The sequence below is a fragment of the Streptomyces luteogriseus genome, from assembly GCF_014205055.1.
Classification (GTDB): domain Bacteria; phylum Actinomycetota; class Actinomycetes; order Streptomycetales; family Streptomycetaceae; genus Streptomyces; species Streptomyces luteogriseus.
This window is the reverse complement of sequence record NZ_JACHMS010000001.1, coordinates 2,184,843-2,203,999: the sequence shown is the minus strand read 5'-3', so window position 1 is coordinate 2,203,999 and position 19,157 is coordinate 2,184,843. Positions and strand designations below refer to the sequence as shown.

Sequence of the window (19,157 nt, the reverse complement as noted above, 5' to 3'; positions counted from 1 at the left end):
TCAGCTTCTCTTCGCTAGGCACGGTCGGGTCCGGACGTCGTGGGCGCGAGGACCGGGGCGGGGTCACCTGGCGTCATCCAGGGGTCGGAGCCTGGTGTCCAGATAGGCGAGCAGTTCCTCGGCGGACGTCTCTTCGACGGGCTTGTCGGCGGTGGCTCGCTCCGTCACGGGCGTGAGCCGGTCGAGCAGGGCGCCCAGCCGTGTGACGAGTTCGGCGCGCAGGTTCCCGTCGGCGGCGTCACCGGTGAGTTCGGCGGCGGCCGTCTCCAGCCGCTCCAGGGCCGCCGTCAGGGACACGGACGCGCCGTCCGCGGCTGTGGTGAGGCGGGTCCACAGGTGGTCGGCGAGTGCCCGTGGAGTGGGCTGGTCGAAGACCGTCGTAGAGGTCAGCGGGATCCCCGTCAGCTCGCCGAGCAGTTCGCCGAGGGCCACGGCGGCCAGCGAGTTGACGCCGAGGGCCAGGAAGCTCTCCTGGCCGGACGCGGCGCGCAGTTCCGCATTCTCCGTCGCCTCTGCTGCGGCGTCGAGCACCTGCTTCAGGAGCAGTGTGCGGCCGGCGTCCGCGGACAGCTGCGCGAGCCGCTCGCGCAGTTCCGCCGCCGGGTCCGCACCCTGTGACGTGGTGGCGGCATCGCCGAGGACGCCCAGTTGGGCGTAGAGGTCGAGCTGGTCGTCCGAGAGCCAGTACTCGGCGATCCGGCCGTCCTCGAAGCGCAGGATGTCAACGCCGCGGAAGGTGACGCGGGTACCGGCGGGCACGGTGGCGGAGGCGGGGCGGCCACCCTGCCAGGTGCCCTCGAACACCCACCGGCCGATGGCGTAGTCGCCGACGATGAAGGGACCGAGTTCTCCGGTGATCCGGGCGTCGTCGTCGAAGGAGGAACGGAAGGCGGCGATCCAGGAGGCGACGGACGGGCCGTCGTGGAGGGTTGTGGGGTCCGGCATGCCGTACTGGGGGATGTTGACCCGCATGGAGCGCGCCAGGATGGTGTCGGCGATGGCGAAGTCGCCGTTCCACAGCCGGGACCAGGCGTCCCACAGCTCCCGGTGCGTCAGGACGGTGGCCGGCGCGGTCATCGGGCGGCCTCCGTGCTCTCCGGGCGAGCGCCGTCCGTCCGGGCCGGGTGCGTCGCGGCCCCCGGAACCTCCCCGGACAGGATCCGCAGGGAGTCCTCCGACAGACTCCAGCCGGTCACCTTCTCCGTACGGGCGACGATCTCGGGCGCCATGTAGTCCTCCACCGTCATCAGGCGGGAACCGAAGAGATGGAAGTGCTCCGCAAGGCGGGTATCGCGTGCCGCACCCTCGAACATGAACGCCTCGATCTCGTTGAAGGGGCGCGCCAAGGCGTAGTCGGCGATGAGGTGCTGATGGCCTCCGGTCTCCGAGGCGTGCCGTTTCGCGTAGTCGGCGAGCGCGCCGTCGAGCGGGCCGCCACCGGAGAGGGCGGGAGCCGTGGTCTCGACCAGCCATGAGGCCGACTGCATGGCCCAGGCGCAGCCCACGGCGGAGAGGGGATCACTGGTGAGGGCGGCATCGCCGATCAGGGCGAATCCGGGACCGGACGGCTGACGCGCGATCAGCGGGTAGTTCACGGTGCCGATGACCTTGGATATCCGCTCGGCCTTGTCGATCTCGGGGCCCTCCGGCAGCGAGCGGATGAAGTCGAGGTAGGCGCCCTCGATGTCCTCGCGGAAGTCGTCGAGCCGCGTCTTGGACAGCACGGCGGCGACGACGGTCACCCCGTCCTCGTTCGGCATCACGTAGGCGTTGTCGGGGTCGAGGTAGTAGACACGTGCGCAGGTGCGGCCCTCGGGGTGGCGCAGCCCGCGGAAGTACGCGAAGTAGCTGAAGCGGTTGTTCTCCGCGGTCTCGGACGGAGCACCCGTCAGACGCGCGACCGTGGAGTCCTTGCCGTCGGCGCCCACGACGAGTGGGGCCCGCAGGGTGAAGGGGCCGTCGGCCGAGGTGCCGGCCACACCGGTAGTCCGGCCGTCCTCCGTCAGCAGCTTGTTCACGGTGTGACCGAGCCGCAGGTCCACGCCCTCGGTGCCGGCGGCCATCCTCCGTAACACCGGGTCGAGCGACTCCCGGCGAACGCTGTAGCCGTGCGGCAGGACACCCGGGCCGGCCTCGGCCTCGGGCCTGATCCAGCCCCATTTCGTCCAGTAGTCCGCGGAGTTGCGTATCGCGCCTATGCCGTCGAGGGCGTCGGCCAATCCGAGTTCGGCCATCACAGGATAGGCGGAGGCTTGAATGTAGTGCGTGCACAGCACTTTGTGCGCGGTCATACGGGAACGACGTTCCAGCAGGGCCACCTTGGCACCCTGACGTGCATAGAGAATCGCCGCCGTACAGCCGGCCACGCTGGCCCCGTTGATGACGACGTCATAACTTTGAGTCTCGCTTTTTGGCACGACTGACCTCTCGGACGTTCTTGACTGGGCGCAAACAGTTGGTGCGCGGGTGATGTCAGACGGCCTGTACCACGGCGCACGACCAGGTAAAGCCGCCACCACCGCCGAGCAACACGGCGATTTCCCCTGATTCGAGATCCGGGGACGAGAAGATGTGGGTCATATTGGCGAACATGTCTCCGGCCCCCAGGTGCCCGCTGCCCTCTCGCTCCCGGAGTAGCTTTCCGGTCAGCAGTCCCTCGAGAACGGGCAGATACATCATGTCGAGAACACTGTTGCTCAGGCGCGGCAGGGCCACATAGCGGATTCGGGCGTCGCTCGGATCCACGTCTGCTTCGGCAAGTGCCTTCAGCAGGACGGCGCGCACGTTCGCTCGCGCCGACTCGGTGAATGCGGCAATTCCCCCGTGCTCCTCCAGGTAAGCCTTCTTCGGTCTTCTGACGTCGATACGGCCGCCACGCCAGAGCGGAATGGGACTGAACTCGTCACGACCGCGGTACATCGACTCGTATCGGGCGTCCGTCACGAAGGCGAGCGACATCAGAGCAAGCCCGGAACGGCCCCGTCCGGGATCCTGGCGGCGCAGGAGTGCCGCTGTGCCGGCGTCGCCGTACACCACGCCGTAGTCCGAGGCCCAGCGGTCGAATCCGGGCGGGCAGAAACGGTCTGCGGTGGTCACCAGGGCGACCTGCGCGCGGGCGTCCGCCGTGAGCTTGTCCCTGGCGACGCCGAGCGCCGCGGCGCCGGCGTTGGACATCTGCTGGACACCGATCGGGAGCGCGGCGGCGGCGCCGATCCGGGCCGCGATGTAGTGGGCGGGGGACCAGAAATCGTGCCCCTGGTGGTACAGCCAGCCGTGCACCACCACGTCGATGTCCTCGGGGCCGCACGTCGAGGCGCCGAGCGCACGCTCCGCGGCCAGGACCGCCATGTCGGGTGCCGACTCTTCGGACACCGGTACCGCGGTCAGTCCGAGGTCATGGCTCTCATCCGCGGTGATCCTGCCCGCGGCCACCATGGCCGACGCCGCCTCACGCTCCTCCGGTAACCATGTCGCCACAGCTTCCAGGACCAGAAGTCCTGCGCTTTCCATAGGTCTTTCCCCCGTGTAGCCGCATGGGGGCGGCTGGGTCCGGCCGCTCCCTTTGCGTGATCGCGATATGTACCCCTGGCGGGTCCCTGCTTGCTCACTTCGCATCACTTGGTTGCGCGAAGCACGGATTGGTTTACAGGCGGAGCCCAACAAGCGTGGGTGACGTCCGTCACACCCGCCGTGAGCGGGTATTTGTGGCACGCTCGCATGAATGCGGAACGTCGTCTATCGTTTTTGGATTCTGTCTCTCACCTGCCCGTGAGGTGGCCGAAATCGGCCCGATGGCGCGGAGTTGCCCATGGCATGATGAACCGGTGGCGGCCCGTGCAGCGAGGGTGCGGGCTACGGAGAGAGTTGGACAACGGGGATGACCTCAGCACTGATTTCGCGCAGCTCACACGAATCCGATCGGTCGACAGAAATAGCCCACCTCTTCGTCGCCTATCGGTCACATCTACTCAAGCTTGCCGTCGCGTTGGGTGCGGAGGCTGATGCTGAGGACATCGTTGCAGAGGCCTTCTTTCAGCTCTACAAGAATTGGGACGATTTACGCTCCAGGGAGGCCGCCGCAGCCTACCTGCGGTCGGTGGTGAGGAACCTGGCTCGTATGAGGTTGAGGCGGCTCGTGATTGCCCGCCGCTATGCCGAGCCCCGGCTGTGTGAGCCCGTAGTGCGCTCGGCCGAACAGCAGGCACTGCTCAACAATGATCAGCGGGCTGTGGTCAAGGCCCTCAGGAACCTTCCCCGTCGACAGTTCGAGGCCTTGATTCTGAAACACTGGATGAATCTCAAGGAATCGGAAATTGCCGACGCGATGGGAATATCGGTGGGTGCCGTGAAGTCCCATACGTCACGGGGGATGACGAGGCTCTCAGAGATGCTCGAGTCGCGGGTCGCGTAGCCCGGGGCTTTGCCCGGGAGTGGCCTCACGGCAGGGCGGTGGCACATGCGGCGTCGGCTCCGAGCCGGTACGCCGCGGCTCTGGTCCACAGATGCCGCAAACCGTGGGCGTCAGGGGCGGCGTTGCAGCAGCGCGAACCGCGCCCCTTCCGGGTCCGCCACCTTCGCCACCCGCCCGTGGGCGGTGTCGTGCACCGGCTTCAGGACGTGCCCGCCCAGATGGACGAGATGGTCCAGCGCGTCGTCGGCGTCGGCGACCTGGAAGTACGTCACCCAGTGCGGTCCCTGGTCGCGGGGCAGCGTGCCCCAGGCCGTGGATTCCGGCGACGGGTTCGCCGTCCGACTGCAGGGTCACGTAGTCGAAGTCGGCGGAGACCACCGGCTCCTCCTCGTAGCCGAACACCATCCGGTAGAACTTGGCGACGCTCGCCGACTCGAAGGTCAGCAGTTCGTTCCAGGCGGGTGTGCCGGGCACGCCCGACATGGTGGTGCCGAGGTGCGCGGAGGCCTGCCAGATGCCGAACACCGCGCCCGAGGGGTCGGAGCCGATCGCCAGGCGGCCGGCGTCGGCGGCGTCCAGCGGGCCCACGCCGATCGTGCCGCCGCGGCTGCGCACCGTCCCGGCCGTGAGATCCACGTCCTCCGAGGCGAAGTACGGCGTCCACGCGATGGGCAGATGGCGGTCCGGGGGCAGCCGTCCGATGCCGGCCACCTCCCGCCCGTCGAGCAGGGCGCGCACATACGGGCCGAGCTGCTGGGGGCCCGGCTGGAACTCCCAGCCGAACAGCGCTCCGTAGAACTCCTGGGTCGCATCCAAGCCGTGCACCATCAGGCTCACCCAGCAGGGTGCGCCGGGCGCGTGCCGGGAGGGTGTGTCACCGTTCGGTCCGGCGGACCCCCGTGCGTCGGTCATCGTCACTCTCTTCTCGGCCTCGCGGTGGCCGTGCTCTCCGCAGCCTGACGGGGCGGCCCTGTAGGGCGTCCCTTGTCCGGGAGAATGCCCGATGTGCGGGCCCTGTCCCTCGCGGCGCGCTTGTCGGCGGGTGTCGTTCAGCTGTACAGCATGTGCCCGTTCCCGCACGCCGCGTGACCGCTTCGCTCCGGCCGAGCAGAGTAGCCGGACACGGACGGCTCGGCCACCCCCGTGCGCGAGGATGGGGACCATGAACGCCATCATCTCCGCATCCGACCTCGCGAGGGATCTCGCGGGTGCCCGGCCGCCGGTCCTGCTCGACGTCCGCTGGCAGCTCACCGCGGCCAAGGCGGCCGGGGAGCCGCCGTTCGACGGCCGGGCCGCGTACGAGGCAGGGCACCTCCCGACGGCCGTGTACGTCGACCTGGACCGGGAGTTGGCCTCCGCGCCGGGCAAGGGCGGCCGGCACCCGCTGCCGGACCTCGCGCACTTCGGTACCGCGATGCGCCGGGCGGGCGTGTCGGCCGGGAGGCCGGTGGTCGTCTACGACGGCGGCCAGGGGTGGGCGGCGGCCCGGGCGTGGTGGCTGCTGCGCTGGACGGGTCACCCGGACGTGCGGGTCCTCGACGGCGGGTTGCCGTCCTGGGAGGGGCCGTTGGACACGTCTGTGCCGGCTCCGGCGGAGGGTGACTTCGTGCCGGAGCCGGGGGCGGGACTGCTCGACGCGGACGCCGCCGCGGCGCTGGCACGTTCCGGTGCGCTGCTGGACGCGCGGGCGGGGGAGCGGTACCGGGGCGAGGTGGAGCCGATCGATCCGGTGGCGGGACACATCCCGGGCGCGGTGTCGGCGCCCACCACGGAGAACGTGGGGGCCGACGGGCGTTTCCTGCCCGCCGGGGAACTGCGGGCACGGTTCGAGGGACTTGGTGTGACCGAGGGGGCGCGGGTCGGCGTGTACTGCGGCTCGGGTGTCTCAGCCGCCCACGAGGTCCTGGCCCTGGCGGCCGCCGGTATCCCGGCGGAGCTGTACGTGGGGTCCTGGTCGGAGTGGTCCTCGGACCCGGACCGGCCGGTCGCCGTCGGCCCTGACCCGCAGTGACCTGACACGAAGAACCCGAAGGGCCCGACACGAAGGGCCCGACACGAAGGGGTCCGACACGAAGAGAGGGCCGCGCCCGGACAGCGCGGCCCTCGTCCTTCGGCAGCCGGGTCGGCTACTCCTGCTTCTTGCGCCGCGTCCCGAAGACGATCTCGTCCCAGCTCGGCACGGCCGCCCGGCGGCCGGGACGCACCCCGTCCGCCTCGGCCTGGCGGTCGGTGGCACCGATGAGCCGGTCGCGGTGGCTGCCCACGGATCGCGGCATGAGGACGTCCGCGTAGGCGGAACCGGCCGAGGCCGCGGGGGCCGGGGGCTCCTCCTCCTCGACCTCGGCGACGGCGGGCTCCTCCTCGGACTCCGCCGGGGGGAGTTCCGGAACGACCAGGTCGCCGCGGAAGCTCGGCACCGCCTCGAGGAGGCTGGTCAGCGAGTCGCGCTCACCCGTGGCCTCCTCGATCGGTTCGGATGCCTGCGCGGGCAGGCTGGGCCGCTCGGGGCGGTCCAGCGGTCTGTCGCGCGGCAGCCGGGCGATCCGGGGAACGAACGGGAAGCTGGGCTCGGGCGCGGCCAGGTCGTCGGACTCGCCGATCAGGGAGCGCGCCTCGTCGTCGACGGCCTGGACGAGCCGCCGGGGCGGGTCGTACGTCCAGCTCGCCGCGTGCGGTTCGCCCGCGACGCGGTAGACCAGCAGGACCTCCCACGTGCCGTCGTCGCGACGCCACGAGTCCCACTGGACGGTGTCCTTGTCGGCGCCGCGCAGCAGCAGCCGCTCCTGCACGGCCTCGCCCAGCGGTGGACCGGAGTTCTCGCCGGGGCGACGGACGGGGGTCTTGCGGGCCCGCTCGGCCATGAAGGCACGCTCGGCGAGCACGGGGCCCTCGAAGCGGCGCACCCGGTCGACGGGGATGCCGGCCATCTGCGCGACCTCTTCCGCGGTCGCGCCGGCACGTATACGCGCCTGGATGTCGCGGGGGCGGAGGTGGCTTTCGACCTCGATCTCGATCTGGCCGAGACGGGGACGGTCGCCGCGCACGGCGGCGCGCAGGCGTTCGTCGATCGGAAGCGTGTACTCCGTAGAGTCGGCAGCCTTCAGCACCAGCCGTGTGCCGTCATTCGAGACGGCCACGACACGCAGTTCGGGCATGGGGACCTCCCGGGTGGTGCCTGCCGACGTCACGTGCGTCGCTGCTTCCGCTAGTCGAGTGTGGCCTGCCCGGGTGCAGCCTGCCACAACCTTGCCGAGTTGCCCGGCGTGTCGGGCACGGGCCCTGGATCGCCGTTATGGCACGGTTACCTATTCGCAACGCTAAGTGACGAACTCTGTCACCCTGTGCAACTAGCCCCCTCCCGGCGGTCCTTAAAGGCCCTGTACACCCTGACGGGAGACCGGACCCAGGGCTCGCCACAGTACTCCATTCGGGCCACCTGCGTGGATTGGCGCGCCGCCCGAGTTCTCGCAAGAGGAGGGACTCAGCCGCCTCTTGCCCCCATTCCGTGATCTTGAACGTGGGGTACTTCACGTCACCACCAGAATCGGAACCAAGGGTTTCGGGGGCGCCGGCGTCGTCAGTGTGGTCGCCACCTGCGGCGGCACCCTCTTCCAGCACTTCTTCAGACGCACCGGCGAGCAGATCCGGGACGCGACGGCGGTGGCCGCGAGACCATCGGCCGGGCAAGCCCCGTCGCGGCCCGGCGAGTTCACCGACGGCACCTTCTACCGGGTGCGGGCCGGAGGCTGGAAGCGGCCCGCGCTCGCGGCGGTCGCGGTCTTCGGCCTGACGATGACCGGAATCACCACCTACGAGCTGATGTCGGGCCACAACCTCAGCGGCGGCCGCAGCACGACGGTCGGCGACACCCTCGCCTGCCCCGGCGCCTCCGAGCGCCACCGGGAGCGAGGACGCCGGGAGTTCGACCCCGGTGCGACCCCTACGCCCCCAGAACCCTCCGCAAGTAGTCGTTCTGGAACCGCCGATCCGGATCGAGACGATCCCGCAGCGCCGTGAACTCGCCGAAGCGCGGATACACCCGGGAGAAGTACTCGGCGTCCCGTGTGTGGATCTTGCCCCAGTGCGGACGGCCCTCGTGGGCGGTGAAGATGCGTTCGGCCGCCGTGAAGTACCGCTGGAAGGGCGTGCCCTGGAACATGTGGACGGCGATGTACGCGCTGTCCCGGCCGGAGGCGGTGGACAGTGCGATGTCGTCGGCCGGGGCGGTGCGCACCTCGACGGGGAAGCTGACCCTGAGACCGGAGCGGTCGACCATGGCCTTCAGCTCGCGCAGCGCCCCGACGACGGCCGCGCGCGGAACGGCGTACTCCATCTCCACGAAGCGCACCCGGCGCGGGGACGTGAAGACCTTGTAAGGGATGTCCGTGTAGGTCCGTGCGGACAGGGCCTTGCTGGAGATCTGGGCGATGGCAGGGATCGTTGCGGGCACCGCGCGGCCCACCCAGTTGGCCACCTGGAAGACGCCGTTGGAGAGGAACTCGTCCTCGATCCAGCTCTTGAGCTGCGGCACCGGCCTCTCGGGACCCGCGCTGCGGTTGTTGCGCTTGGTGTTGGTACTGCCGGTGTGGGGGAACCAGTAGAACTCGAAGTGCTCGTTCTCGGCCCACAGTTCCTCGAAGTCGGAGAGGACCTTGTCGAACGGCATCGGTTCCTCGCGGGCCGTGAGCAGGAAGATCGGCTCGACGGCGAAGGTGATCGCGGTGACGATGCCCAGGGCGCCGAGGCCGATGCGTGCGGCGGCGAAGACGTCCGGGTTCTCCTTCTCGGAACAGCTCAGCACCGAGCCGTCGGCGGTGACCAACTCCAGGCCCTTGATCTGCGCGGCGATCGAACCCGAGTCGCGGCCCGTGCCGTGCGTGCCGGTGCTGGTGGCCCCGGAGACCGTCTGCTCCATGATGTCGCCCATGTTCGTGAGCGACAGACCCTCGCGCGCGAGAGCCATGTTGAGCCTCTTGAGCGGGGTGCCGGCCTCCACCGTGACCGTCATGTTCTCGCGGTCGATGTCGCGGATGCCGGTCAACAGTTGAGGGCGGATCAACACGCCGTCCGTCGCGGCTATGGACGTGAAGGAGTGCCCGGCACCGACGGCCTTCACCGTCAGTCCGTCCTCGGCGGCCCGCCGCACGGCGGCGGCCAGCTCGTCGACCGAGGCAGGGGCGACCTCCCGCGCGGGACGTGCCGAGACGTTGCCGCCCCAGTTACGCCACGTGCCGTTCTTTCCGTTCGCTGTGCTGCTCAACGGAGCCTCCCCGACCCGGTGCCGGTCGCTTGAGCCGGCGGAACCCGAGGAAACCCACCGCGACCGCGACGGCCCCGGCCACCGCCGGAACCCCGTACCCGGCACGCGCCCCGGCCGCGTCGATCACCCAGCCGGCCGTGGAGGAGCCGAGTGCGACTCCCGCCGTGAGCCCGGTGCTCACCCAGGTCATACCTTCGGTGAGCTGCGCGCGTGGTACGTGCTCTTCGATGAGGGACATCGTCGTGATCATCGTCGGAGCGATGGACAGACCCGCAACGAACAGCGCCACGGCCAGAAACGGCAAGTTTCCGACCAGTAGGAGGGGGATCATACTCACGGCCATGGCACATACGCCCAGCAGCCACCGTCGTTCCGGCGCCCCGGCGAAGTGCAGCAGCCCGAAGACCATGCCCGCCGCACAGGAACCCGCCGCGTACACCGCGAGGACGATGCTCGCCGCGGCCTTGTGCCCCTGCTCGTCGGCGAAGGCCACGGTGACCACGTCGACGGCCCCGAAGATCGCCCCGGTGGCGACGAAGGTGGCGACCAGGACCTGGAGCCCCGGCGCGCGCAGCGCGCTGCCGCCGCCCTTGCGTTCACGCGGGTGCGGCTCGGGTTCGGTGGCGCGCTGCGAGGTCAGCCAGAACACGCCGACGGCCAGGAAGCAGGCGGCGAGCAGCGGACCGGCCTCCGGGAACCAGGCCGTGGACAGGCCGATGGAGATGATCGGCCCGAAGATGAAGCACACCTCGTCCACCACGGACTCGAAGGAGTACGCGGTGTGCAACTGCGGCGTCCCCCGGTACAGGGCCGCCCAGCGGGCCCGGATCATCGCGCCGACGCTCGGCACGCAGCCGATGCCCACGCACGCCACGAACAGCACCCAGTCCGGCCAGCCGTAGTGCGCCGCGCACAGCAGCAGGGCCGCCGCGGCCAGGGAGATCAGCGTCGCCGGGCGCAGCGCGCGCCGCTGCCCGTACTGGTCGACAAGCCGCGAGACCTGAGGTCCGGCCACCGCGGCGGACAGCGCGACGGTGGCCGACAGGGCACCGGCCAGGCCGTACCTCCCGGTGAGCTGGGAGACCATCGTGATCACGCCGATGCCCATCATCGACACCGGGATCCGACCGAGGAAGCCCGCAGCGGAGAAACCCTTGGAGCCGGGGGCTGCGAACAGGGCGCGGTAGGGGCTGGGCACGGGGTCTCCGAGAGCTCAGTAAGCTGCGAACGCAGTCGACACAGCTTACGGGCCGGGACGCCCCGATGCACCCGTCGGAGCAGCCCCGCGGCGCCCCCGGCCTGCCTGCCGCGCTGGTGTCCCCCGCCGTTTCCCGGCTGTCGGTGCAGGGTGGCAGGATCGACTCATGCCAGACGCGCGCGATGTCAGCCCCTACGACGCCCTGCTCCTGCTCTCGTTCGGCGGCCCGGAAGGCCCGGACGACGTGGTCCCGTTCCTGGAGAACGTGACGCGTGGGCGCGGCATCCCCAAGGAACGCCTCAAGGAAGTCGGGCAGCACTACTTCCTCTTCGGCGGGGTCAGCCCGATCAACGACCAGAACCGCGCCCTGCTGGACGCCCTGCGCAAGGACTTCGCCGAGCACGGCCTGGACCTGCCGGTCTACTGGGGCAACCGCAACTGGGCGCCGTACCTGACGGACACGCTGCGCGAGATGGTCCGCGACGGCCGCCGCCGCATCCTGGTCCTCGCCACCAGCGCCTACGCCTCGTACTCGGGCTGCCGCCAGTACCGCGAGAACCTCGCCGACGCGCTCGCGGCCCTGGAGGCGGAAGGCCTGGAGCTGCCGAAGGTCGACAAGCTGCGGCACTACTTCAACCACCCGGGCTTCCTGGAGCCCATGATCGACGGGGTGCTCCGGTCCCTCGCCGAGCTTCCCGAGGACGTCCGGGACGGGGCGCACCTCGCCTTCTCGACGCACTCGATCCCGACGGCCTCCGCCGACACCTCCGGCCCGGTCGAGGAGCACGGCGACGGCGGCGCGTACGTGAAGCAGCACCTTGACGTGGCGCAGCAGATCGCCGACGCCGTGCGGGAACGCACCGGCGTCGACCACCCCTGGCAGCTCGTCTACCAGTCCCGCTCCGGCGCCCCGCACATCCCGTGGCTGGAGCCCGACATCTGCGACCACCTCGACGAGCGGCACGCGGCCGGCGCCCCGGCCGTCGTCATCGCCCCCATCGGCTTCGTCTCCGACCACATGGAGGTCCTCTACGACCTCGACACGGAGGCCAAGGCCCGGGCCGAGGAGCTCGGGCTGCCGATGCGGCGCTCGGCCACCGTCGGCGCCGACCCGAGGTTCGCCGCCGCGATCCGCGAGCTCGCCGTGGAGCGTGCCGCGGTCGAGCGCGGGCAGGACGTCACGCCGTGCGCCCTCGGCGCCCTCGGGGCGAGCCACAACCTCTGCCCGGTCGGCTGCTGCCCGGCCCGCGCCCCCCGGCCCGTCGCCGCGGGCGCCGACAGCACCTACGCGTGAGGAGCCCCGTGACCGACCCCCTGCACACCGACCTGCTCGCACTCGCCCAGGAGGCCGCGCGCCGCGCCGGCACGCTGCTGCGGGACGGGCGCCCGGCCGATCTCGCGGTCGCCGCGACCAAGTCCAGCCCCATCGACGTCGTCACCGAGATGGACATCGCGGCGGAGAAGCTGATCACGGGCCTGATCGCCGAGCACCGCCCGGACGACGGCATCCTCGGTGAGGAGGGCGCCGCCACAGAGGGCACGAGCGGTGTCCGCTGGGTGATCGACCCGCTCGACGGCACGGTGAACTACCTGTACGGGCTGCCCACCTGGGCCGTCTCCATCGCCGCCGAGCAGGACGGCGAGACCGTCGTCGGAGTCGTCGCGGCCCCGATGCGCGGTGAGACCTTCCACGCCGTGCGCGGCCGGGGCGCCTGGGCCACCGGTGCCTGGGCCACCGGTGCCTGGGACGGCGAGCGCAGCCTGGCCTGCCGCCCCGCGCCGCCGCTGGACCACGCGCTGGTCTCGACGGGCTTCAACTACGTCGCCGACGTCCGCGCCCACCAGGCGGATGTGGCCCAGCGGCTGATCCCGCTGCTGCGCGACATCCGGCGCGGCGGCTCGGCCGCGGTCGACCTGTGCGACGTGGCCGCGGGCCGCCTCGACGGCTACTACGAGCGTGGTCTGCACCCCTGGGACCTCGCCGCGGGGGACCTCATCGCCCGGGAGGCGGGCGCGCTGACCGGTGGACGCCCCGGAGAGCGCCCTTCGGGCGACCTGGCAGTGGCGGGTACCCCCGGCGTCTTCGAGCCTCTCCAGCGCCTCCTGGAGGACTTCGGCGCCTGGCACGACTGAGGAGGCCGGCGCCCGCCCGGCGAGGGCCCGCGGCGCGCCGGACACGAGGTGGGCACGCCCCTGCGAACACGAAGCGGGCACGCCCCTGCGAACACGAAGCGGGCACGCCCCTGCGAACACGAAGCGGGCCCCGGCGCTGGATTCGCCGGGGCCCGCTTCGTCCTGCCTGATCAGACGCTCGTCGCGCTGACCACCACTCCGTGCTCGGCAGCGAGCCGGCGCAGGTCGTCGAGCTCGCCCTGCTCCACATCGACGAGGAACTCGTCGCCCTCGTCGCGAGCCCGGGACAGATCGGACTCGGTCGCCCTTATGCGCTGCAGAAGTCCTGCGGTGAATGCGTCCATGCTGCGCCCCCTCGTCCTGGGTCGTGGGTCGTTGGCACGGGGGTGTGCCGTTCGGAAGGGACGATCACGCCGCCTGTGGATGCCCAGCGCCGCTCGGCCGGGCGGCGACGGAGCCGGACATCCACGCCCGCCCTGCGGAAAGCGGACTGATGCGCACCGCATGGTGGTGCGGCGCCAGCAGAGCGTGATCGTGGGATGTAAAGCCGTCCTCCCCCAGCTCCCTTCCGTGGAAACCTAACCGGAGGAGAAAATCTCGTATTCCCTTCCGGGGCAGGAGCCTCTCACCCGCCTTACCTCCGACTTATGGCCGAAAAGGGCAGGATGGAGGGCAACACACCAAGGCACCGTCGAACACCCCTGCCCGCGTGCGCCCGGTGACGGGCCGCGCGGGTGGACATCAGGAAGGACCAGGAACGTGCGCGTACTCGTCGTCGAGGACGAGCAACTGCTCGCCGATGCGGTGGCCACCGGACTGCGCCGGGAGGCCATGGCCGTCGACGTCGTGTACGACGGCGCGGCCGCCCTGGAGCGCATCGGCGTCAACGACTACGACGTGGTCGTCCTCGACCGCGACCTCCCGCTCGTGCACGGCGACGACGTCTGCCGCAAGATCGTCGAACTGGGCATGCCGACGCGCGTGCTGATGCTGACGGCGTCCGGCGACGTCAGCGACCGGGTCGAGGGCCTGGAGATCGGCGCCGACGACTACCTGCCCAAGCCGTTCGCCTTCAGCGAGCTCATCGCCCGCGTACGCGCCCTCGGCCGCCGCACCAGCGTGCCCCTGCCGCCCGTCCTGGAACGGGCCGGGATCAAGCTCGACCCCAACCGCCGCGAAGTCTTCCGCGACGGCAAGGAGGTCCAGCTCGCCCCCAAGGAGTTCGCGGTCCTGGAGGTGCTGATGCGCAGCGAGGGCGCCGTCGTCTCCGCGGAGCAGCTCCTGGAGAAGGCCTGGGACGAGAACACCGACCCGTTCACGAACGTCGTGCGCGTGACGGTCATGACCCTGCGCCGCAAGCTGGGCGAGCCGCCGGTGATCGTCACCGTCCCCGGCTCCGGCTACCGGATCTGATACCCCGTGGCAACGACACCCGCGCCCCCGCAGGCGCCCCCCAAGCCCACCTGGGACCCCCGAAGGCCCGTGCCGCCGTTCCCGTGGCTGCGCCCGACCATCCGCATACGGCTCACGCTGCTCTACGGCGGCATGTTCCTGATCGCAGGCATCCTGCTGCTGTCGATCATCTACCTGCTGGCCGCGCAGGCGCTCAACACCGGGAACGAGCCGCTCTTCAAGATCGTCGGCGGCACGGAGATCAAGGTGGCCAGTGATCGCTGCCCCGCCGTCAACTCCGCCAGTCCGACGCTCACCGAATTCAACGCGGCGATCAGCAAGTGCATCGACGACCAGCGTCATGTCGCACTCGACAACCTGCTCAGCCGTTCGCTCCTGGCCCTGCTGGGCCTGGCGGTCATCGCCTTCGCCTTCGGCTACGCCATGGCCGGGCGCGTGCTCTCCCCGCTGGGCCGGATCACCCGTACCGCCCGCGCGGTGGCGGGCTCGGACCTCTCCCGCCGGATCGAGCTGGACGGCCCGGACGACGAGCTGAAGGAGCTGGCCGACACCTTCGACGACATGCTGGAGCGGCTGCAGCGGGCCTTCACCGCCCAGCAGCGTTTCGTCGGCAACGCCTCGCACGAGCTGAGAACGCCCCTGGCGATCAACCGCACGCTCCTCGAGGTGCATCTGTCCGACCCGAACGCGCCCATGGAGCTCCAGCAGCTCGGCAAGACGCTGCTGGCCACCAACGAGCGCAGCGAGCAGCTCGTCGAAGGACTGCTGCTGCTCGCCCGCAGCGACAACCAGATCGTCGAGCGCGGACCGGTGGACCTCGCCGAGGTCGCCGAGCAGGCCGTGGACCAGATGCACGGCGAGGCCGAGAGCAAGGGCGTGCTGATCCGGGGCGAGCAGAAGCCCGCGGTCGTCCAGGGCAACGGCGTGCTGCTGGAGCGGATCGCGCTCAACCTGGTGCAGAACGCCGTGCGGTACAACATCGCCGAGGGCGGCTGGGTCGAGGTCACCACCGACGTCCAGCACGGCCAGGCCGTCCTGGTGGTGTCCAACACGGGCCCGGTCGTGCCGGCGTACGAGATCGACAATCTCTTCGAACCGTTCCGGCGGCTGCGCACGGAGCGGACCGGCAGCGACAAGGGTGTCGGGCTCGGGCTCTCCATCGTCCGGTCCGTGGCCCGGGCGCACGGTGGGCACATCTACGCCCAGCCGCGTGAGGGAGGTGGACTCGTCATGCGCGTCACGCTGCCGATCTGAGATCATGTCGCCGATCAACTCGGCGGCAAACGGGGATGTTCGCTTTGCGCGGAATTTCTGAGGCTGCACCGCGCGTGCACCGTGTGTGATCGATCACAGGGACGCCTTTCCGGCCATCTACTCTCCGTGATCATGCACGCTGTCGGAAAGCCGGGAAAATCCCGGTTTTCGGGGGTCTTGATCACGGGAAGTACACGGTGAGACGCCTTTGGCGTGCAGCATTCGGACCGTGTACGGTCCCCATCGCCATCCAAGCCGATCACTCGTCAGGAGTCCGGTTGGGTGTCGATTGAGTAACAGACCTTGATGTGAGGCAAAATCTCCGCCTCAGGTCGGGCACAAGTCCGGCCTCTCACGCGTTACGTGCGCTGGAGACACCGCAGACACCCAGAGGGGGAGAGCGACCATGGCAACCGATTACGACACTCCACGCAAGACCGACGACGACGTCGACTCGGACAGTCTCGAAGAGCTGAAGGCTCGGAGGAACGACAAGTCGGCCTCCGCCGTGGACGTCGACGAGTTCGAAGCCGCAGAGGGCCTCGAGCTGCCCGGAGCCGACCTCTCGAACGAGGAGCTGGCCGTCCGGGTGCTCCCGAAGCAGCAGGACGAGTTCACCTGCATGAGCTGCTTCCTGGTCCACCACCGCAGCCAGCTGGCCCGGGAGAAGAACGGTCAGCCGATCTGCCGCGACTGCGACTGAGGACGGGTCGGCCGTGACTGGCTCGACCCCTCCCTGGAAGCGCCGCTTCTCCAAGCGGAAAGCGGACGAAGGGCCGACGGACGGCCCGCAGTACGGCGCGCGTGACGACGAGCGAGGCTCGACCGGTACGGGGGCGGCCTCGCTCGAAGCGGCAGAGCGGGGTGACCTCCCGGCGTCCATGGATGTCCCCGCACCCGTCGCAAGACGGCGGGCGGGGACGATCCGGGAGCGGGCCAGGGAAGGCGCCCGCAAGGGCAGCGACCGGGCCCGGGCCGGACTCGCCTACCTCGCCGACCGGATCATCGAGCTGGCCCCGCGCGTCCCCGTACGGGACCTGGCGACGCTGCGCAGGCAGTTCCCGGGCCTCGGGCCCGAGGAGCTCGCGGACAAACTCGTGGCGGGCGCCGCGAAGGCGACGGCGACGGTCGGCGCGGGCGTCGGCGCGGCCGCGATGCTCCCCGTACCCCCGGCGATGCCGACGGAGCTGGCCGCCGAGGTCACCGGCGTCGCGGCGATCGAGCTGAAGCTGATCGCCGAACTCCACGAGGTCTACGGCGTACGCCCGCCCGGCAACCTCAAGCAGCGCAGCACCGCGTACCTCGACTCGTGGTCGGGGGAGCGCGGCATCGACGCGACCAAGCCGTCGACGCTGAGCACGGCGCTGAACAGCCGCATGAAGCGCGAGCTACGGCAGCGGATCATGAAACGCACGCTCCGCAACATGCCGAACCTGATGCCGTTCATGGTGGGAGCCGCCGTGGGGGCGGTCATGAACCGGGGTGAGACGAGAAAGCTCGCCGGCCGGATCCGCGGCGACCTGCGCAAGATCCAGGTGCCCTGGGAGGCCCTGGAGGCGCTCCCCACCCTGGAACGTCCGGTGGACGCCCTGGAGATGGGCGAGATCACCAGAGACCCGCTGGGCCGTCACGAGGGGCATCCGCCCGACCGCGGACACGGCGGTCAGCACGGCGACGGGCACTGAGACCGGCCGTCGCACAGTGGCCGGGTGATGCCCCGCGCAGGTGTGCTACGCAGGGTTACCCGTCCGCAGCGCCTCGGCCAGCCGCTCCGGCTCGCGCGTGGACAGGTACAGGTACGGCGTGGGGTCCTGCGGGTCCGTGACCTCCACGCGCAGGGCCGTGGGGATGTACGCGCGCAGCAGGAGGAAGGCGCGCGGATCGGCCTTGTAGGTGCGCCAGGCGCGGGCCCCCTCCGCGTCCAGCACCTCCGCTTCACCCAGTGCCGCCAGCGGGATCTTCGCCTCGCCCGCGATCAGGGAGTCGCCGACCACGCGGATGCGGACCGAGCCGTAGGAGCTCGCGGCGACGGCCGCGACCGCGGTGCCCCCGGCGAGGCCGCCGAGCATCGGCAGCGTGCCGAACGGGAGCAGGACCAGGGCCATCGAGACGCCCACGAGGAACGAGATCAGCCACCAGGTCCGCGGGGCGGTGAGGCGTTCTTCGTAGGGGGCGGCGGAGAGCTGCATGGGGCCAAGCTTGACACGGTGTCCGACAAGGGCCGACGCGCGGGTAAGGTCTCCGGCTGTGAGTGGTACTTCCGCAGCTCTTCAGCCTCCGGCCGACGCCGTGAAACCGGTGCGACACCCGGACGCACCGGCGCCCGGTGAGCTCCTCGGCGCGCACTACGGCCAGTGTTTCGGCTGCGGCGGCGAGCAGCCGCACGGACTGCACCTGGAGGCACGGGCCGGGGAGGGCGTGTCGCTCACCGCCGAGTTCACCGTGCAGCCCGCCCACCAGGGCGCCCCGGGCCTCGCGCACGGTGGCGTGCTGACTTCCGCCCTGGACGAGACCCTCGGCTCGCTGAACTGGCTGCTGCGCACGATCGCGGTGACCGGGCGGCTGGAGACCGACTTCGTACGGCCCGTGCCCGTCGGCACCACGCTGTACCTGGAGGCGGAGGCGACGGCGGTCGCCGGGCGGAAGATCTACTCCACCGCGACCGGACGCGTCGGCGGCCCGGACGGGCCCGTCGCGGTGCGCGCGGACGCGCTCTTCGTCGAGGTGAAGGTCGACCACTTCGTCGACCACGGCCGCCAGGAGGAGATCCAGGCCGCCATGAGCGACCCGGACCAGGTCCGGCGCGCCCGTGCCTTCGAGGTGAACCCGTGAGCCCTGCTCGTCCCGAGCACCCGGACGTTCACACCGGCCCCGTGAGCCCGGAAAGCCCCATGACCCCCACGAGCCCCACGAGCGCCATGACCCCCACGAGCCCCGCGAGTCGGCCCCCGCTGGACGTGCTGATCCGGCGCGTCGATCCGGACGTACCGCTTCCGTCGTATGCGCAGCCCGGTGACGCCGGGGCGGATCTGCGCACCACCGAGGCGTGTCAACTGGAGCCGGGTGAACGGGCCGTGCTGCCCACGGGGGTGTCTGTGGCGCTGCCGGAGGGGTACGCGGCCTTCGTGCACCCGCGATCCGGTCTGGCCGCCCGCTGCGGCGTCGCCCTGGTGAATGCCCCGGGGACGGTTGATGCCGGGTACCGTGGGGAGATCAAGGTGATCGTGGTGAATCTCGACCCGCGCGAGGCCGTGCGGTTCGAGCGCTTCGACCGGATTGCCCAACTGGTGGTCCAGCAGGTCGAGAAGGTTCGCTTCCAAGAGGTGGCAAAACTTCCCGACTCGACGCGGGCCGAGGGGGGCTTCGGCTCCACCGGAGGCCACGCGGCGGTGGACGGGACGAGCGGCACAAGCGGTCAGGCCGCCGTGGGCGGTCGGACGGGTGGGAATCGATACGCTTCGGTCGTATCCGACCGGGAAGGACAGTGA

The 19,157-nt window shown here is 70.5% G+C and carries 19 protein-coding genes and 1 pseudogene; 11 read left to right on the top strand and 9 right to left on the bottom strand.

Annotation, left to right across the window (positions count from 1 at the left end):
- Positions 1–63: 63 nt before the first annotated feature.
- The 3 genes from BJ965_RS09625 to BJ965_RS09615 are packed head-to-tail and all read right to left on the bottom strand — an operon-like array spanning position 64 to position 3,510.
- Positions 64–1,077, bottom strand: a complete 1,014-nt coding sequence (locus tag BJ965_RS09625) for an ester cyclase (protein WP_184908288.1) — start codon at positions 1,075–1,077, stop codon at positions 64–66.
- Positions 1,074–2,417: an NAD(P)/FAD-dependent oxidoreductase gene (locus BJ965_RS09620; protein ID WP_184908287.1), complete on the bottom strand. Its 1,344-nt coding sequence runs from the start codon at positions 2,415–2,417 to the stop codon at positions 1,074–1,076. Before BJ965_RS09620 ends, BJ965_RS09625 begins: the two co-directional genes overlap by 4 nt.
- Positions 2,418–2,472: 55 nt before the next feature.
- Positions 2,473–3,510: a 3-oxoacyl-ACP synthase gene (locus BJ965_RS09615; protein WP_184908286.1), complete on the bottom strand. Its 1,038-nt coding sequence runs from the start codon at positions 3,508–3,510 to the stop codon at positions 2,473–2,475.
- Positions 3,511–3,877: 367 nt separating this feature from the next.
- Here BJ965_RS09615 and BJ965_RS09610 point away from each other — a divergent pair, with 367 nt between their 5' ends.
- Positions 3,878–4,411: a sigma-70 family RNA polymerase sigma factor gene (locus BJ965_RS09610; RefSeq protein WP_184908285.1), complete on the top strand. Its 534-nt coding sequence runs from the start codon at positions 3,878–3,880 to the stop codon at positions 4,409–4,411.
- 110 nt (positions 4,412–4,521) lie between these two features.
- Here the strand turns inward: BJ965_RS09610 and BJ965_RS09605 are convergent.
- Positions 4,522–5,323, bottom strand: a pseudogene (locus BJ965_RS09605) (VOC family protein).
- 250 nt (positions 5,324–5,573) lie between these two features.
- Here BJ965_RS09605 and BJ965_RS09600 point away from each other — a divergent pair.
- Positions 5,574–6,422 carry a sulfurtransferase gene (locus tag BJ965_RS09600; protein WP_184908284.1) on the top strand — a complete coding sequence of 283 codons (849 nt, stop codon included), beginning with the start codon at positions 5,574–5,576 and terminating at the stop codon, positions 6,420–6,422.
- Between the two features lie 115 nt (positions 6,423–6,537).
- On the opposite strand, the gene sepH is transcribed toward BJ965_RS09600, so the two are convergent.
- Complete coding sequence (sepH, locus tag BJ965_RS09595) at positions 6,538–7,566, bottom strand: septation protein SepH (RefSeq protein WP_184908283.1); 1,029 nt, start codon at positions 7,564–7,566, stop codon at positions 6,538–6,540.
- A 427-nt stretch (positions 7,567–7,993) separates the two neighbouring features.
- Here sepH and BJ965_RS09590 point away from each other — a divergent pair, with 427 nt between their 5' ends.
- Positions 7,994–8,428: a hypothetical protein gene (locus tag BJ965_RS09590; protein WP_184908282.1), complete on the top strand. Its 435-nt coding sequence runs from the start codon at positions 7,994–7,996 to the stop codon at positions 8,426–8,428.
- On the opposite strand, the gene BJ965_RS09585 is transcribed toward BJ965_RS09590, so the two are convergent.
- Together BJ965_RS09585 and BJ965_RS09580 are read right to left on the bottom strand one after the other, a co-directional pair.
- A complete protein-coding gene (locus BJ965_RS09585; protein WP_184908281.1) occupies positions 8,352–9,671 on the bottom strand; it encodes a D-arabinono-1,4-lactone oxidase in 1,320 nt (439 codons plus the stop codon). The two genes, BJ965_RS09590 and BJ965_RS09585, sit on opposite strands and share 77 nt — an antisense overlap.
- Positions 9,631–10,869, bottom strand: coding sequence for an MFS transporter (locus BJ965_RS09580; protein ID WP_184908280.1), 1,239 nt, complete (start codon positions 10,867–10,869; stop codon positions 9,631–9,633). Before BJ965_RS09580 ends, BJ965_RS09585 begins: the two co-directional genes overlap by 41 nt.
- Before the next feature lie 166 nt (positions 10,870–11,035).
- Between BJ965_RS09580 and BJ965_RS09575 the strand changes: the two genes are divergently transcribed.
- Positions 11,036–12,163, top strand: coding sequence for a ferrochelatase (locus BJ965_RS09575; RefSeq protein ID WP_184908279.1), 1,128 nt, complete (start codon positions 11,036–11,038; stop codon positions 12,161–12,163).
- 8 nt (positions 12,164–12,171) lie between these two features.
- A complete protein-coding gene (locus BJ965_RS09570; RefSeq protein WP_184908278.1) occupies positions 12,172–13,002 on the top strand; it encodes an inositol monophosphatase family protein in 831 nt (276 codons plus the stop codon).
- Positions 13,003–13,172: 170 nt separating this feature from the next.
- On the opposite strand, the gene BJ965_RS09565 is transcribed toward BJ965_RS09570, so the two are convergent.
- On the bottom strand, positions 13,173–13,346 hold the full coding sequence (locus tag BJ965_RS09565; protein WP_179878997.1) for a hypothetical protein: 174 nt from the start codon (positions 13,344–13,346) through the stop codon (positions 13,173–13,175).
- Positions 13,347–13,761: 415 nt separating this feature from the next.
- Here BJ965_RS09565 and BJ965_RS09560 point away from each other — a divergent pair, with 415 nt between their 5' ends.
- The 4 genes from BJ965_RS09560 to BJ965_RS09545 all read left to right on the top strand — a co-directional run bounded on the left by BJ965_RS09560 (position 13,762) and on the right by BJ965_RS09545 (position 17,354).
- On the top strand, positions 13,762–14,415 hold the full coding sequence (locus BJ965_RS09560; protein ID WP_003993508.1) for a response regulator transcription factor: 654 nt from the start codon (positions 13,762–13,764) through the stop codon (positions 14,413–14,415).
- 6 nt (positions 14,416–14,421) lie between these two features.
- Complete coding sequence (locus BJ965_RS09555; RefSeq protein ID WP_184908277.1) at positions 14,422–15,669, top strand: sensor histidine kinase; 1,248 nt, start codon at positions 14,422–14,424, stop codon at positions 15,667–15,669.
- Positions 15,670–16,075: 406 nt separating this feature from the next.
- Positions 16,076–16,372, top strand: coding sequence for a DUF4193 domain-containing protein (locus BJ965_RS09550; protein ID WP_003993510.1), 297 nt, complete (start codon positions 16,076–16,078; stop codon positions 16,370–16,372).
- Positions 16,373–16,385: 13 nt separating this feature from the next.
- Positions 16,386–17,354, top strand: coding sequence for a hypothetical protein (locus BJ965_RS09545; protein WP_184908276.1), 969 nt, complete (start codon positions 16,386–16,388; stop codon positions 17,352–17,354).
- A gap of 45 nt (positions 17,355–17,399) precedes the next feature.
- Here the strand turns inward: BJ965_RS09545 and BJ965_RS09540 are convergent, their stop codons facing one another.
- Entirely contained in the window at positions 17,400–17,858 is a 459-nt protein-coding gene (locus BJ965_RS09540; RefSeq protein ID WP_184908275.1) for a DUF3093 domain-containing protein, read from the bottom strand.
- Positions 17,859–17,916: 58 nt separating this feature from the next.
- Between BJ965_RS09540 and BJ965_RS09535 the strand changes: the two genes are divergently transcribed.
- On the top strand, positions 17,917–18,501 hold the full coding sequence (locus tag BJ965_RS09535) for a PaaI family thioesterase (RefSeq protein WP_184908274.1): 585 nt from the start codon (positions 17,917–17,919) through the stop codon (positions 18,499–18,501).
- 86 nt (positions 18,502–18,587) lie between these two features.
- A complete protein-coding gene (gene dut / locus BJ965_RS09530) occupies positions 18,588–19,157 on the top strand; it encodes a dUTP diphosphatase (protein ID WP_184916995.1) in 570 nt (189 codons plus the stop codon).

Coding starts and splice junctions, on each gene's coding strand:
- BJ965_RS09625 (WP_184908288.1), bottom strand. CDS start 1,077: ATGACCGCGCCGGCCACCGTCCTGACGCACCGGGAGCTGTGGGACGCC.
- BJ965_RS09615 (WP_184908286.1), bottom strand. CDS start 3,510: ATGGAAAGCGCAGGACTTCTGGTCCTGGAAGCTGTGGCGACATGGTTA.
- BJ965_RS09610 (WP_184908285.1), top strand. CDS start 3,878: ATGACCTCAGCACTGATTTCGCGCAGCTCACACGAATCCGATCGGTCG.
- BJ965_RS09600 (WP_184908284.1), top strand. CDS start 5,574: ATGAACGCCATCATCTCCGCATCCGACCTCGCGAGGGATCTCGCGGGT.
- sepH (WP_184908283.1), bottom strand. CDS start 7,566: ATGCCCGAACTGCGTGTCGTGGCCGTCTCGAATGACGGCACACGGCTG.
- BJ965_RS09575 (WP_184908279.1), top strand. CDS start 11,036: ATGCCAGACGCGCGCGATGTCAGCCCCTACGACGCCCTGCTCCTGCTC.
- BJ965_RS09565 (WP_179878997.1), bottom strand. CDS start 13,346: ATGGACGCATTCACCGCAGGACTTCTGCAGCGCATAAGGGCGACCGAG.
- BJ965_RS09550 (WP_003993510.1), top strand. CDS start 16,076: ATGGCAACCGATTACGACACTCCACGCAAGACCGACGACGACGTCGAC.
- BJ965_RS09540 (WP_184908275.1), bottom strand. CDS start 17,858: ATGCAGCTCTCCGCCGCCCCCTACGAAGAACGCCTCACCGCCCCGCGG.
- dut (WP_184916995.1), top strand. CDS start 18,588: ATGACCCCCACGAGCCCCGCGAGTCGGCCCCCGCTGGACGTGCTGATC.